At 44.4% G+C, this 14,249-nt stretch carries 12 protein-coding genes; 7 read left to right on the top strand and 5 right to left on the bottom strand.

Annotation, left to right across the window (positions count from 1 at the left end):
• Positions 1 to 572: 572 nt before the first annotated feature.
• From BTO10_RS14655 to BTO10_RS14640, 4 genes are all read right to left on the bottom strand, one after another.
• Positions 573 to 1,313 (bottom strand): SDR family oxidoreductase, encoded by a 741-nt coding sequence (locus BTO10_RS14655; RefSeq protein ID WP_105025008.1) that lies wholly within the window; start codon positions 1,311 to 1,313, stop codon positions 573 to 575.
• Positions 1,313 to 2,872, bottom strand: a complete 1,560-nt coding sequence (locus tag BTO10_RS14650) for a cryptochrome/photolyase family protein (protein WP_105025007.1) — start codon at positions 2,870 to 2,872, stop codon at positions 1,313 to 1,315. The genes BTO10_RS14655 and BTO10_RS14650 overlap by 1 nt, the downstream gene beginning before the upstream one ends.
• Complete coding sequence (locus tag BTO10_RS14645; RefSeq protein ID WP_105025006.1) at positions 2,869 to 4,227, bottom strand: DASH family cryptochrome; 1,359 nt, start codon at positions 4,225 to 4,227, stop codon at positions 2,869 to 2,871. Before BTO10_RS14645 ends, BTO10_RS14650 begins: the two co-directional genes overlap by 4 nt.
• Positions 4,228 to 4,431: 204 nt before the next feature.
• Entirely contained in the window at positions 4,432 to 4,854 is a 423-nt protein-coding gene (locus BTO10_RS14640; RefSeq protein ID WP_105025005.1) for a universal stress protein, read from the bottom strand.
• 235 nt (positions 4,855 to 5,089) lie between these two features.
• Here BTO10_RS14640 and BTO10_RS14635 point away from each other — a divergent pair, with 235 nt between their 5' ends.
• The 3 genes from BTO10_RS14635 (at position 5,090) to BTO10_RS14630 (ending at position 6,940) form a co-directional block, all read left to right on the top strand.
• Complete coding sequence (locus BTO10_RS14635) at positions 5,090 to 6,232, top strand: PcfJ domain-containing protein (protein WP_105025004.1); 1,143 nt, start codon at positions 5,090 to 5,092, stop codon at positions 6,230 to 6,232.
• Positions 6,233 to 6,258: 26 nt separating this feature from the next.
• Positions 6,259 to 6,396 carry a hypothetical protein gene (locus BTO10_RS23500; protein WP_181143983.1) on the top strand — a complete coding sequence of 46 codons (138 nt, stop codon included), beginning with the start codon at positions 6,259 to 6,261 and terminating at the stop codon, positions 6,394 to 6,396.
• 76 nt (positions 6,397 to 6,472) lie between these two features.
• Positions 6,473 to 6,940, top strand: a complete 468-nt coding sequence (locus BTO10_RS14630; RefSeq protein WP_105025003.1) for a GNAT family N-acetyltransferase — start codon at positions 6,473 to 6,475, stop codon at positions 6,938 to 6,940.
• A 60-nt stretch (positions 6,941 to 7,000) separates the two neighbouring features.
• Here BTO10_RS14630 and BTO10_RS14625 read toward each other — a convergent pair whose 3' ends face one another.
• Entirely contained in the window at positions 7,001 to 7,495 is a 495-nt protein-coding gene (locus tag BTO10_RS14625) for a hypothetical protein (RefSeq protein WP_258098714.1), read from the bottom strand.
• A 312-nt stretch (positions 7,496 to 7,807) separates the two neighbouring features.
• Here BTO10_RS14625 and BTO10_RS14620 point away from each other — a divergent pair, with 312 nt between their 5' ends.
• From BTO10_RS14620 to BTO10_RS14605, 4 genes are all read left to right on the top strand, one after another.
• The gene (locus BTO10_RS14620) at positions 7,808 to 8,587 is read left to right on the top strand and encodes an ABC transporter ATP-binding protein (RefSeq protein ID WP_105025600.1); all 780 of its coding nucleotides are present in this window, start codon (positions 7,808 to 7,810) and stop codon (positions 8,585 to 8,587) included.
• Positions 8,587 to 9,522, top strand: a complete 936-nt coding sequence (locus BTO10_RS14615) for an ABC transporter substrate-binding protein (protein WP_374955531.1) — start codon at positions 8,587 to 8,589, stop codon at positions 9,520 to 9,522. Before BTO10_RS14620 ends, BTO10_RS14615 begins: the two co-directional genes overlap by 1 nt.
• Complete coding sequence (fhuB, locus tag BTO10_RS14610; RefSeq protein ID WP_105025001.1) at positions 9,519 to 11,495, top strand: Fe(3+)-hydroxamate ABC transporter permease FhuB; 1,977 nt, start codon at positions 9,519 to 9,521, stop codon at positions 11,493 to 11,495. The genes BTO10_RS14615 and fhuB overlap by 4 nt, the downstream gene beginning before the upstream one ends.
• Positions 11,496 to 11,906: 411 nt before the next feature.
• A complete protein-coding gene (locus BTO10_RS14605; protein WP_105025000.1) occupies positions 11,907 to 14,117 on the top strand; it encodes a TonB-dependent siderophore receptor in 2,211 nt (736 codons plus the stop codon).
• Positions 14,118 to 14,249: the final 132 nt, after the last annotated feature.

Raw genomic sequence — 14,249 nt, 5'->3', positions numbered from 1 at the left:
TAACCTTTGTCATTCCTTAAAGCGAGGTACGAGCGTTATAGGGAGTCTCACTAACGTTTAGCGAATGTCTTAATGAGATTCCCGACTCAGTCGTTCCTCCTTCTCGGGAATGACGGTGAGGGTTATGAGTTACTCATTGAATGGATACTGATTCCCCACAGTAGGTTGCGAGTGAGGCTCATATTCTGAATAAAGGTAATGGTAACTTTGTTTGCGTAACCCTTGTCATTCCTTAAAGCGAGGTACGAGCGTTATAGGTAGTCTCACTAACGTTTAGCGAATGTCTTAATGAGATTCGCAATGCAGTTGTTCCTCCTTCTCGGGAATGATGGTGAAAGGTTATGGATTGGACTATTGCGTACATTTCCTGTTTGTACAGTACTTACTAATCGTTATGTTCATGTATTCGGATGTTCCGCGTGAGTGTAACTGACTTTAGATGCTAAACTGCCTTTTGGTTATTTATGAAAGGTATCCACATACCAATAAAGTCGTCATTCCCTACAGCGAGGGACGAGCGTGATAGGGAATCTCAGTGAAGTTCCGATAATTCCCAATCTTTAACGTCTACTTTACCAAGGTAACTGTTCACCGTTGTACGCGTAGAAATGACCGCTTTGCTCTGGTGTGGCGGTGCGAATAATGTCGACGAGTTGATGTGCCACGTAAGCTGAATCAAATAGTTTACCTTCAGGTACATTTGCTTGAAAGGGTTTCGATAACGCAGTATTGGTCGTCCCTGGGTGCAGCGCTAATATGGTGCCTTTCTTAATGGTGCGACCCCATTCAATCGACATGGTTTTAATGAACATGTTGAGGGCAGCTTTTGATGAACGATAGCTATACCAACCGCCTAAGCGATTATCTGAAATGCTGCCAACCTTGGCGGAAACCACCGCAAACTTGGGGTTGTCACTCGCTTTGAGAAGTGGAGTGAAGTGCTTAGCGAGCAACAAGCTTGGTAGGGTATTCACAGACATGTTTTTGAGGAAGAATTCTGGGTCGATGGACGACAAGTTCTTTTCTGGCCCAATTTCTGGCGTATGTAACATCCCAACGCAGTTAATCAGCCAATCGAGTTGATCAAATTGAGAACGTAATTCGACGATATCGGATTCTTGAGTCACATCAACTTGGTGCCAAGTTAGGCGCCTATCATCAATCTCAGGCTTTTGGGAATGGTAAGTCGCTGCAACATGAATATCGAGAAAATCAAAGCGAGACAGCTCAGACAGTAGGTGCTTAACCACGGCGAATCCAATACCGCCACTACCACCGATAACCAATATGTGTAATCTGAGTTGCTCCACCATTATAAGTTCTCCAAATTCATCAGTCGTTGTTCTGCGGTATCGAGTATCGCTTGTTGTTCTTGTTCATCCATGTTGTCCCAAGAACGATAAAGCATACCCATGCGAGGGTTTCGGTTTAAGGCGTCGCGGTGTTGATTCATGAAGCGCCAGTACAAACTGTTAAACGGACACGAGGACTCACCAGTGCGCTCTTTAATCTTGTAATGACAGCCTTTGCAGTAGTCACTCATGCGATTAATGTACGAACCGCTGGCAGAGTATGGTTTGGTTCCGACGATCCCGCCATCCGCAAACAGTGCCATACCTCGCGTATTTGGCATTTCAACCCATTCAATCGCATCAACGTAAATGCCGAGGTACCAACTGTCGACTTGGTCTGGTGCAATGCCTGTGATTAAGCAGAAGTTGCCCGTTACCATGAGCCTTTGAATATGGTGGGCATAAGCATACTCTAGCGACTGATCAATCGCGTGCTTCATGCAATTCATCTTAGTTTGGCCATCCCAAAAGTAATGTGGCAATGCTCTGTCTGCTGAGTAGTGGTTCTTGGTAGCGTAAGCCGGCATGTTCGCCCAATACACCGCCCGTATGTATTCACGCCAACCCAATATCTGACGAATAAACCCCTCGACCTGTGCGATATCGATAGTGGGCGCACCTTGCTTAGAAGAGGCGAGATAAGCCGAAAGAGCTGCATCAATAACTTCGCTAGGGCTAAGAAGCTTGCTGTTTAGCGAGAACGAGAGTCGGCTGTGATACAAGCTCCACTTTGAGTCATGTTCCACTGTCATTGCATCTTGAAATTGGCCAAATAGCGGCAGACAAACTTGGCAGAAGTGAGCGAGCAAAGACAAACTTTGCGCTCGATTCACAGGCCAAAGCAATTGGTCGCCAACTTGCCCTATAGTTACTACTTGATGTCGTTCGATGCGCTCTAGGATGGGTGAGATATCGTTGGCAAACATCAAGGGTTGTGGCAGGTTTTCGATGTCTTGTTTCTTGAGCTTTTTACGGTTGTTTGCATCATAGTTCCATTTGCCGCCGACTGGTTTTCCATCGTTTAAGAGAATATCGAAACGCTTTCTCATTCGGCGATAGAAATGCTCCATCATGATGTGTTTGTCTTTCGGAAACTGTTCTTCGATTTCAGAAAAAGGAAACATGAAGTGCTCGGAGTCGTAGCATCCTTTGATAGTGTTAGGCAGTTTGAGTTTGTTGAGCTGTTCTAATAGACGATATTCGTCTGGTCTTTGGTATTCAAATTTCTCGGCGTTAAACTCGTTTGTGTAGTGCTGAAGAACAGCATCGAGATCTTTAAACTGTGCCGTATCATCCAAGGTCAAATGCAACACTTGGTGTCCACGTTGTGTTAGCTCTTCAGCGAAATAACCCATAGCAGAGAAGAACGCCGCCACTTTTTGGATGTGCGAGGCAACATAGTCGGTTTCCTGCTTTAGTTCGGCGATGATGTAGATCACTTCATCACTGACATGAGCGAACCAAGAGTGCTCAATATTGAGCTGGTCACCTAAAATTAGGCGTACAGTTTTGTATTTCATATTACGTCCTGATATCGAGTTGACGTTGAAGCTTCATCACCCCGGTGCCACTTGTTGATAAAGGCGTGCTCTGGGTCATACATTTCTGTCTGCTTAACAAGATCGAAATGACGGGATTTAAGTTGTGATTGATGGGCTGCTCTTTGTTTGTTGACGTTCTGAGGAGCTTGTGGATTCAACGCTCCAGCGATATAAGCCCAATTCCCCCAATTCGATGCCACATCGTAATCGATGAGTTGGCTTTCGAAATAAGCAGCACCGTGGCGCCAATCAATACCGAGTTCATGAATCAAGCAGCTAGCGACCAGCTGTCTGCCTCTGTTAGACATATAACCCGTTGCGTTAAGCTGGCGCATGCAGGCATCAACAATTGGGTAGTTGGTGTTGCCGCTTTTCCACTTGGCGAAGCTTGATCCCGAAGTGGTATCGAGCAATTGTTCATTTGGCAGATCACTAGATTCTCGACCAAACAGCGATGTCCCCAGCGTTAAACACTTCCAGTAGAAATACTCACGCCACAACAACTCAAAATAAATCCAGTAGGTAGAATCGTTCGCGCCAAGATGCGCTTCGAATTGTTTTAAGTGGCGGTAAATGGTTTTTGGCGATACACACCCTAATGCTAGCCATGGCGAAAATTTGGTTGAGTTCTCAATGCCATCCAATGCGTTTCGCGTCTGTTTGTAGGTTCCGGCATAGTCATTTGAAAAGTAGTTTTCTAAGTGGATTAACCCTACCGTTTCGCCGCCTATGTAGTCGCCTGGTTTTGAGTCGTTTAACTCAGGTATCGGCTTTCTATAACACTCGGTAGCGGTTTGTGGCGCTGGTGGAAGGGAACTTATTACACTCTCTTCTATCTCAATCTCTAAATATTCAACTTGAAGACGGAACTTAGTGAACGAACGAGGTAGCTTAGTAAGTTCGAAGGGGAACGCATCACTCTCAAACAAAGTCGTGTGATGTTGTTGAGAGATGAATAAACCAGGGCACTGCGTTAGCGTATCAATTACTAACTGTCGCTCGTCATGGGCACAATGCGAACTGGCAAAAAAGTGTGTCACTTGCTGAGATTTGACGAGTTGAACTAAGTCCTCACTCGTATTTCGCTCTAACACTAAAAGGCGTTGTCCAAGACGCGCCAAACTCGAGGCTAAATCATCTATAGCTTGCTTAATGAAGAGGTGACGATGCGCCCCGTTTTCCTGTTCTTGCGAAAGTCGAACAGAGTAGGTAGAAAGCCTTGGTTCGACCGCGACACACAGTAGCTCGTCGACGCTCTGCGACGCTTTATAAAGTAGTGTGTTGTCATTGATTCTTAAGTCATTTGTAAAAAGATAGAGACCAATCTTTTTCATGCTTACACTCGTGAATTGTTAATTATTAGACGCTTACGAGTTGATACGCTAACAAGATCACAAATGATGTAGGGAAATCAGTAGTCTTGAGTCAGAGGGAAAGGGACGTTCAAAAAAGAGTATTCAACCAAACGAAATATGCCAACCAATAATACCGATAGAGGTTGGCAATGCTGAACGTTTTAACCGTTTAACAGAAAGCTGCTATTCCATCGGAACGACCAAGATATCAATCGGAGAAGTGTCGATTATCTGTTTCGAGTGGGAAATAAGCTTATGCCAAAAATCATGGTGATGGCCGCACATCAATAGGTCAACGTTATTCTCTGAGATAGTGTTCTTGAGCTTATCGTTCAGATCGCCCGTACCTACAAAAATATGCTTAATAGGGTGCTTTGCGTAAGCTTCGAACTCCTTCAAGTGGTTAACGGCATCTTGATTGATGGGTAAATCCCCGTCGTTTGCTTGAATATCAACAAGCTCAGGGTAGATTTCCCCATGCGTTCCATCGATGTAGACAAACGAAATACCCGCATCGAGTTTATCCGCGAAGAAAGTCGCTCTATCAATCAGTACTTTGGTGTCGTCAGACAATTCAACGGCGACTAGAATATGTCGGTATTCCATAATTTAAGCCTTTTGTTTTGGGTTATGTAACAAGCATAGTTTTTGTTGGCGCAAATGATATCGAAGGGGTCTCATATTAAGGAAAATCATCATTCAAAGATCTTATAAAGGCTATGCTGTATATAGCGCTTTGATTGATAAGAAATTTACAAAAGGTTGATATAGTGGATGAAGCGCTAGCTTATGCTGTTATATAGGCTTGAAAGTTCAATGCGCCACCAATGAAGAGGCATCAATGACAGCATTACTCACCATTCCCACCCGAACACTTGGCTTTGATTACGATATCGAGATTCGTGATTGGTCACAAAAATTGGTTGGCTTCCATGTGTTTGAAGACGGACGACGTCCACTCGATGGTGGTATTGGGTTAAGCCTTAACCTGATAGAGCAATTTGATGTTAACGGGCGATGGTTAGAAACTCTGCCTGCATGTTACCGTGAAATCACAGATAACTTTCCAGAATATCAGTACCAAATGTTATGGTTGGCGGCGAACACTTATGAAGCGGCACAACTGTTGGAATTACGGCCAGTGATCTTGGCGCTGATTTGTATGAAATACAGTGTTGATAACCAGAAGGCTCTGGAGCTGAGTCGTTTAGGGCAAAAGAAGATCCTGGCTAAGCTTGGTTTAGACAGCAGCAAAGCGACGCTAAAATTTATCGATAAGCTTGAGCTGCACTACAACGTTGGCGATGAACTCGACCATATCGTGCGAATTCTAGAGCCACTGCAAAGACGAGTTCTCAAGTTTAAGCACTACTCGAAGGTTGGCTACACGGCATTGCGTTTGGATCAGGTACATCCATTTTTAACTGGCAGTCGACTGGGCATTGCAATGGTTGAAGAGGGTAGACTCAACTCTCCGTCGAAGATGGCCATGTTCCAAGATGCGATATTGTTAGGGCAGGATTTAGAAATTGATGATCCTTTACGTTCAATAACCAGTCAGAACTCGTTCGTAATGTTCGAACAACTCCACGACCGTTGGACTGAGCAGCGTCAAATGCGACGTTTAGAAGGCAATCGCCCTATGGACATGGATATCCCGTATCCGGTCCCTTTGCTGGGGAATGAAAACATTCACCCAATTACGGATTACTTTGATCTTGAGAAAGAGGGTATCGAACAAAAGCACTGCATTGGCGTGTATCATAATCGCATAATGAGTGATCGCTATGTGGTGTTTCGAATGATGAAACCTCAGCGCTTAACCATAGGTTTACGTCGTGTTCCAAGTAAAGCGTTTCCTTTCGAGATTGACCAAATCTGCGGTAAAAGAAACGCGCCACCGACTGAGGCAGCTCGCCAAGTGATTCACGATTGGTTAGAAGCGAGCAAGCAAATGTACCCTAATCAAAATTGGGTAAAGTAGGCTGGTTAAAGTAGAAGGGAATCTATATGTATCAACAAGGCGATTTGTGCCCACATTGTGGTTTGATTATTGTGATGCCAACGGACTTACAAGCGGAATGCTTAGGTTGTGGAGAAGAGATTAATCAAGACGCAGACTATGATCATTATGAGGAAGAAGAGTAGCGTAATACTGCTTTTAGTGATTTGTTTAACTCACTGGTTCTCATTTCTATCGTTCGTATTTAAAAAGGAAGTTTAAATGCAAAAAGTCGTTTTTAGACAATGTGTCCAGCATTCTCCACACTGGCAAGAGCTCGAACGCCTTTTTCAAAGTGAATGGGCGGACTTTGAGTTTAAATCGGCCTATCCAGAAAACTCGGACCCAACCAACACTCATCTACCGCCAGTGATAGTGGTCATTCGCGAAAATGTTGTCATCGGTGGCTTAGCGTATTCCCATTTTCAAGAACCTCATCAAGTAAGGGATGTCGTCTGGATTAACGCTGTTTATGTTGATGATAAATGGCGAGGCCAAGGCATTGCGAGTGAATTGATTAAGCGAGCGGTGGAACAGATGCCAGCCTTCTACCAATCGAAAACTGCAGAAGATTCTGCGTCTAAGCTTTACGCCTATACCAATATACCGTCCTTGTACCTATCTCTCGGTTGGTCGAGCGTCGATATCGATAGCGACCCAGATCATCATGTGATGTGCGTTTCTTTTTGAGTTGGTGAATCAGCGCAATTGCAATTTATCGAGTTGGTAGTAATACACGGTTAAATACGCTTACTGCTGTTCTAAGTACCTGTATTGGCAGGTTACTGCCCTAAAACCACTCCACATTACGCTGTCACTTATGATATTGCGAGTTGGTAATGCGACTTGTTGTGACAACGCAAACTTAACGCCGACTTTATCTATCACGAACAGTGTCTCAGAGCCAAAATTCAAGCCGTTAGCTACAAATCGAGCAAATACTTTATAGATGGCTTCCTTAGCCGAGAATAGCAACGTCACAGCTTCGGAATGAATCATCCCCAACTTCACCATAAGCTCTATCTCGTCAACGTTCGCCTCTAGCCTATGATGCGCAAAGCCCAGTTGTTGTAACTCCTGCGCGACCAAATAATGCCCTTCAAAATATTCGTCCTTCCTTTTGTCAATTGAATGAGTAATTGCGATGGGACAGTACACGTTAGTGATATCAAATAGCTTGTCATTGAGGTGCTGTCGATCAAACGGCGTGATATGGATATCGATCTGTTTATCTTTGACGCCCAAGTCTGTTTTAAACTGAATTCATCGACCACAAACGGATGATTTAGTGGTAATGAGTGAAAGGGCAGTTCTTCATTGGTTTAACCATTTTGCAACAAGGTGAATAATCCATAACAAGCGCATTTGATTCATCGTAATAACGCTAACCCTCTAAATTAACGGGAAAAATCTCGTATGCAATACACTTTAATCTAAATGAAAATCGTTTGCATTTAAATTTTTGCAAGTGTATAAAAGCGTGTCTGTTAATGATCTTATGAATATGTTCGCATTTCATTAACGTTTTAGTGGATGATGTGTTTTAAGGTTGAAGATATGCTCGAAGCAAAGGGACTCGGTTTTAGCGTAGGAGATAAGCAATTGCTTAAGACATTCGATGTGTCGTTTGAGCAAGGTAGAATTTACGCTTTAGTTGGGCACAATGGTTCAGGGAAGTCGACCTTATTAAAGTTGCTAGCTAAGCAACAGCACGCCACTTCTGGTGATATTTTTCTTAAAGATAAAGCCGTAGGTAAGTGGTCAGATAAAGATTTCGCTCAGCAAATAGCCTATTTACCACAACACTTACCCGCAACCGATAGCCTGTCAGGCAAAGATCTCGTGAGCTTTGGTCGTTACCCTTGGCATGGCTTATTGGGCCGGCTTTCAAGTAAAGATAAGCAATACGTTCAAGAGGCGATGCAACTGACCGACACTGCCCAATACGCTGATCGTTTAGTCGATACTTTGTCGGGTGGTGAACGACAGCGTGTGTGGCTTGCGATGTTGTTGGCTCAGCGTACCAAATACCTATTGCTCGATGAACCGCTAGCTGCGCTCGATATTGGTCATCAGATTGAAATGCTGACATTGATTAAGCAATTGAGTGAAACGTTAGAGATAGGTGTCATCATCGTGATACACGATATCAACATGGCGGCACGCTTTTGCGATCATATCATTGCCCTTCATAGCGGGGAGCTATTGGTCGAAGGCGAGGTTGATGAGGTGTTCAAAGAGTCGATATTGAAAGATATCTATGGTGTACCTATGCACATTACCCAGCACTCGGCGGGTTACCCAGTCGCGATGCCAGGTGATTTGGATCCAGCATGATGTTTAGCCGTTATCTTCAACCTAGTTTTGGTCGTATGAACATCAAGCACTCCGTTGTTTCGAGTCTTGTTTGTGCGAGCTTATTGGCTGTTATTCCCGTTTATGCTACTGAAAAAGACATGCTTGATGTTAGCGCAGCTCCAAGCCCGCGCTTAGTTTCGATTGATTGGACTCATACCGAAACGCTTTTGGCATTGGGTGTAACGCCAGTCGCCGTCGCTCAAATACCCGATTATAACTCATGGGTGAAATCCCCAGAGGTTCCTCAAACCGTTGCGGATGTTGGCTTGCGAACGCAGCCGAATCTTGAACGTATTCATGAGCTGAAGCCAAACAAAATATTACTCTCCCCAATGTTTTCAACGTTGGAAACTCAACTAAGCAAAATTGCGCCTGTCACGACGATTGGTTTGTACCGAAGCGGTGATGTGGATTGGTCAGCGTTAGAGCGCGTCACGCGACAATTAGCTGAGGTATCTGAAAAAGAGCTTCAAGCTGAAGCTTTGATTGAACAAGCAAACGCAGAAATGAATCGTTTAAGCACGAAACTACCAGATAATGCGCCTCCTATGTTGATGGTCCAGTTCATGGACACTAACCACGTTCGCGTCTTTGGGAACAACAGTCTTTACAAAGCGTCAGTCAATAAGATTGGTCTTGAATCCGCGTGGAAAAGACAGACAAACGCTTGGGGATACAGTTTAGTCGGGGTCGACCAGCTGATAGGTGTTGATGGGCAAATTGTGATTATCTCTCCAATGCCAGCAGGAACAGAAGAGAGCCTGAAACAAAATCAGTTTTGGCAATACATAGTGAAGGAGTCGGGCTATCCGGCTTTACAAGTTCCCGCTGTTTGGAGTTTTGGTTCCATTCCTTCCGCTACACGTTTTGCTCGTTTTATTGTGTCTGAATTGAATCAGGGAGTAGTGCAATGAGATCTCTCTCGTTTGGTGTTTTGACACTGTTAATGGTGTCAACGTTGGCACTCATCGGCCAACACTTATCTGTTTCTCAGTTTGGACTGAGTCGTCTATCGAGTTTGTGGAGTGCAGACTTTTCTTCTCCTGACTCAGTCAAACTGCATTTGGCGTGGTGGCCTAGGCTGTTTACCACACTGTTGTCTGGCGCAGCGCTAGCCGTTGCGGGGGTGTTAATGCAACAGGTGCTTAGAAATCCATTGGCATCGCCTTCGACTTTAGGTGTTGCGAGCGGTTCAAGCTTTGCCCTTATGTTGGCGACCTTGTATGCCCCTTGGCTTTTAGAATGGTCGTATTCGTTGGTCGCCCTTATTGGTGGTATTTCTACGATTGGTTTAGTGTTCGTATTGTCTTGGCGACGCGCTTTGTCTCCAACTGTGGTCATTGTTTCTGGCTTAGTGGTCAACCTCTATTTTGGCGCTGTGAGCACCGTCTTATTAATGATGAACCAAGATAAGCTCAATGGTTTGATGATTTGGGGCGCTGGATCACTTGTCCAAAGCGGGTGGGAAGATGTTCAGTACTTAGCTCCGCGTTTGGTTATCGCAACTCTTGCTGCGTTTCTGTTCGTAAAGCCTTTAAGTTTGCTTCAGTTATCAGAGCAGGGTGCTAAGAGCTTAGGTGTTTCATTACCTAAGTTAAGAGTCGTTTGCCTCGGATTAGCAGTGTTGCTAACGGCTTGGGTTGTTAGTGCTGTGGGTGTTATCGGTTTTGTCGGTTTAGCCGCGCCAGCGTTAGCACGTTTAATGGGTGTGCACCGTTTAGTACCTAAGTTATTAGTTTCGATGTTACTTGGTGGCCTGTTATTGAGCCTTACTGATCTCCTGATTCAACAGCTGCCGGGCATTATGTCGATGTTTATCCCAACAGGTGCAGCGACCGCAGCCTTGGGCGCGCCACTGTTGTTGTGGCTATTGCCAAAGTTATCAATGAAAAGCCAGTCACAAACCCAGACCGTCTTAACGCGTCATAAGGAAGTGGCATCACGTTTAAACAAACATGCCGTGGTGTTGGCGAGCCTATCGATTGTTTTGTCGCTGGTGGTGTTCAGTTTATTTGCAGTACAGACAGAAGGTTGGCGCTGGTTATTTCAAACTCAAGATTGGGCGATGCTTGAATGGCGCTTACCTAGATTAGCTGCGGCAGCATTAGCAGGAGGCATGTTGGCGGTCGCTGGCACGATAGTTCAGCGTTTGAGTGGTAATCCAATGGCGAGCCCAGAAGTTATCGGTATCAGTTCGGGTACGGCGTTAGGCTTGATCATCGCGATCTTTGCCGGGCTTGGAAGTAGCGTTATTGGCTTGTATGTTGGTGGGTTCATTGGTGCGGTATGTACTTTGGGCATCATTGTTCTGCTCAACCAGAAGTCTGGCTTTCAACCTGAAAGAGTGTTGCTGACAGGTGTCGCAATAACAGCCTTAATGAATGCAGTACAGAGCTTTGTTTTAGCGGGCGGCGATCCAAGAAGTTATCAAGTTCTCGCTTGGTTGGCAGGTTCAACGTATTACGTTACCGAAGTAACACTTGTTCCGTTATTGATATCGTCGGTTGTATTTATCTCGTTAGGTTTTCTCTGTGCGCGATGGTTGGATGTGTTGCCACTAGGGCAAGTGAGCGCACAATCTCTAGGTATCAACGTTTCAAAATCTCGAATTCTATTGTTAGTGCTGGTGGCTTGCTTAACCGTAAGTGCAACACTGGTGGTTGGTCCATTGAGCTTCATTGGGTTGATGGCGCCGCACATGGCTAGGCTTTTCGGATATAGCCGTGCCAAAGAACACCTTATTTGTTCTTCGTTAATTGGTATGGCATTGATGCTGTTCTCAGATTGGCTTGGTAGGCAATGGCTTTACCCACAAGAAATTCCAGCAGGTTTAGTGGCTTCGATTATCGGCGGCATGTATCTGATGTGGGGGCTGAGAAGGCTTTAGCTTTGCAACTAATACTGACTTGTTGAACCAGTTGAATGTAGATATTTCTTGTTCAAGTGCCAGAGCTATTTGCTTGGTGATTGGCAAACATACAGAGCCTATTTTTACGATTTATATCAGAATTTAATGGCGCTATTTAAACAGTTTGGCGGGGTGTCACTCGTCTGTGCGTATTCAGGTTCTTGTCTAGTTGGTGTAGACCGTGTTTTCAAATTCCACCACGGCGGCCTTATTAAATTGATTAAAGGGAATTTAGTTCAAGCGAGACACATTGTCTTTGATTGAGCTATTTAGAGCCAGGTTAGGCTCAGTGTGCTGATACGTAATTTCAATTATTACAAATGATATTAGTACTTTTATTTAAATTGGTTCATAGCCGTATTGAAGGAGAAATATATGAATCGGCACTTTATGCGTACCCCAACAGCACTTTCGGTCGCTTTAGTTATAACGTCAGGAATGGTTCAGGCAAGCGAAGATGAAACGGTTGTTGTTATTGGTCAGCAACTTGAAGAGAGCTCAGTAGGGCCAGATTTTAGTTATGTAGGCTTAAGCAGTCGAACGGCAACGAAAACAGACGTTGCGATAGGTGAGACACCGCGTGCAATTTCGATTGTTACTCGTGAACAAATGGATGATCGAGCATCAATTAGCATTGCCGATGCATTGCAGTACACACCAAGTATCCAAGCTAACTATTTTGGTGAAGACAATAAGCAAGATTGGTTTGTTATTCGTGGCTTCAAGCAAGCCAATAGTGGTTTGTACCAAGATGGTACGCGTTTGTATTCATCGGGATTCTATAGTTGGCAAATCGACCCGTTTGGATTGGAACGTGTAGAAATCCTGCGTGGTCCAGGTTCTGCATTGTACGGCCAAACTCCACCTGGTGGCGTGATCAATGTAGTGAGTAAACGTCCGCAGTTTGATGGTGGTTCTGGTCAGTTTGCTATTGAATACGGTACTGACGATCGCAAGCAAATCAGTGTAGATGTGAACACTGAAGTCAATGACAAAATGGCGTTTCGCCTGCAAGCACTTGGTCGTAAAAATGGTAGTCGTGTCGATGGTGTAGAAGCTGAACGCATTTTTATCGCCCCTTCTCTAGCTTACAAATTCACAGACGACACCAAAATTACGCTATTAACTAGCTACCAAAAAGATGATTCAGATCCGTATCTGCAATTCTTACCGATGGAAGGGACGTTAACATCGAACCCAAACGGAAAAATCAGTGATAGCACTGCAGTAGGTAATACAGATTGGGAAACGTTTGAGCGTGAACAACTGTCGATAGGTTATGAATTTGAACACCATTTCAATGACAGTACCTACTTCATGCAGAACACGCGTTACAGCAAGATGGACATTAACCTTCGTCAAATGTACTCGCTTGGCTATGCAAAAGATTATGGTTTAGGTGTATATGACCCAACAGAGAGTAAAATCCTGCGTGGGGCATCGACGGAAGAAGGCACGTCTGACGCATTCAACATCGATAACCGTGTTGTACATACTTTCAAAACTGGTGTTGTAGAACATACTTTGCTAGCCGGTATTGATTACCAAAGTATCGATATCGACAGCAAGGATTATGCTGCTGACCCATTTGTTGCAGACGGCAATAGTTCTATTAGTGTCCCTGTACCTGGAGTAGGTTTAGTCCCAATTGCAAACCCGTTGTTTGATGTGTTTAATCCATCGTATAGCAATAACGTTACTCTGCTTGATTCAAACTTTAGTGTTGTTGATGAATCTGACCGCCAAACTACCGAGACCAAAAACAATCAGCTAGGCCTGTATCTTCAAGACCAAATGATGATTGCTGATAAATGGGCAGTCCAAATTGGTGTCCGTTACGATGATTCTCAAAACAAGACTCATAACACCACGACAGGTGCTAAAACTAAGGTTGATAACGAAGAATGGACAACTAACTTCGGTGTTGCTTATCTAATGGATAGCGGCTTTACACCTTACGCTAGTTACGCACAATCATTTAACCCGATAATTCAACTGGACCAAAATGGTAATCCAGCGAAGCCAGAGCGTGGTGAGCAATACGAAGTCGGTTTGAAATACCAACCGCGTAGTTTCGATGGTTACTTCAACATTGCCGCATTCGAGGGATCGAAAGAAAACTTAGCGCGTCAGGTTGCTGGGCAGTTGACGCAAATCGGTGAAGTTCGTAACCGTGGTGTTGAGCTAGAAGCGGTTGCAAATGTAACGGAAGAATTAACCTTAATTGGTAACGTATCGTTTATCGATTCTGAAATTACCGAAGATGCAAATAGCAGCAATGTGGGTAATACGCCGTCGCAAATCGCTGACCAATTGGCTTCAGCTTGGGCCAACTATCGTTTCTTGAGTGGTCCTCTCGATGGCCTAACAGTGGGTGCAGGTGCTCGTTACATTGGTGATTCTTACGCTGATAATACAGAGACTAACGCTGTTCCTTCTTACACGCTATTTGATGCAACAGTCAGCTACCGTATTGAAGACTACAAGTTCCAAGTTGCTGCAAAAAACCTAGCAGACAAAGAGTACGTGGCAACGTGTGATTTCTACTGTTTCTATGGTGACCGCCGTAACGTAATCGCGAGTGTAACCTATGATTGGTAGAGACTAGTCTGAGAGCACTCTGTTTAATGAACAGAGTGCTCTTCTTTTACTAAGCTATTTGTTTTTAAACAGAGCAATTATCGCCAATAAATCAAACAACTAGGCGCTGATTAAAGCTATCAATACGATTTA

Source organism: Vibrio chagasii, assembly GCF_002954585.1.
GTDB classification, from domain to species: domain Bacteria; phylum Pseudomonadota; class Gammaproteobacteria; order Enterobacterales; family Vibrionaceae; genus Vibrio; species Vibrio chagasii_A.
The sequence above is the reverse complement of the archived record's forward strand: the minus strand, read 5'-3'. Positions and strand labels throughout refer to the sequence as shown.

What these genes read in the sequence shown, in the direction of transcription:
- BTO10_RS14635 (WP_105025004.1), top strand. Translation starts at nt 5,090, where the DNA reads ATGACAGCATTACTCACCATTCCCACCCGAACACTTGGCTTTGATTAC.
- BTO10_RS14615 (WP_374955531.1), top strand. Translation starts at nt 8,587, where the DNA reads ATGTTTAGCCGTTATCTTCAACCTAGTTTTGGTCGTATGAACATCAAG.
- BTO10_RS23500 (WP_181143983.1), top strand. Translation starts at nt 6,259, where the DNA reads ATGTATCAACAAGGCGATTTGTGCCCACATTGTGGTTTGATTATTGTG.
- BTO10_RS14605 (WP_105025000.1), top strand. Translation starts at nt 11,907, where the DNA reads ATGCGTACCCCAACAGCACTTTCGGTCGCTTTAGTTATAACGTCAGGA.
- BTO10_RS14645 (WP_105025006.1), bottom strand. Translation starts at nt 4,227, where the DNA reads ATGAAAAAGATTGGTCTCTATCTTTTTACAAATGACTTAAGAATCAAT.
- BTO10_RS14640 (WP_105025005.1), bottom strand. Translation starts at nt 4,854, where the DNA reads ATGGAATACCGACATATTCTAGTCGCCGTTGAATTGTCTGACGACACC.
- fhuB (WP_105025001.1), top strand. Translation starts at nt 9,519, where the DNA reads ATGAGATCTCTCTCGTTTGGTGTTTTGACACTGTTAATGGTGTCAACG.
- BTO10_RS14655 (WP_105025008.1), bottom strand. Translation starts at nt 1,313, where the DNA reads ATGGTGGAGCAACTCAGATTACACATATTGGTTATCGGTGGTAGTGGC.
- BTO10_RS14630 (WP_105025003.1), top strand. Translation starts at nt 6,473, where the DNA reads ATGCAAAAAGTCGTTTTTAGACAATGTGTCCAGCATTCTCCACACTGG.
- BTO10_RS14650 (WP_105025007.1), bottom strand. Translation starts at nt 2,872, where the DNA reads ATGAAATACAAAACTGTACGCCTAATTTTAGGTGACCAGCTCAATATT.
- BTO10_RS14620 (WP_105025600.1), top strand. Translation starts at nt 7,808, where the DNA reads ATGCTCGAAGCAAAGGGACTCGGTTTTAGCGTAGGAGATAAGCAATTG.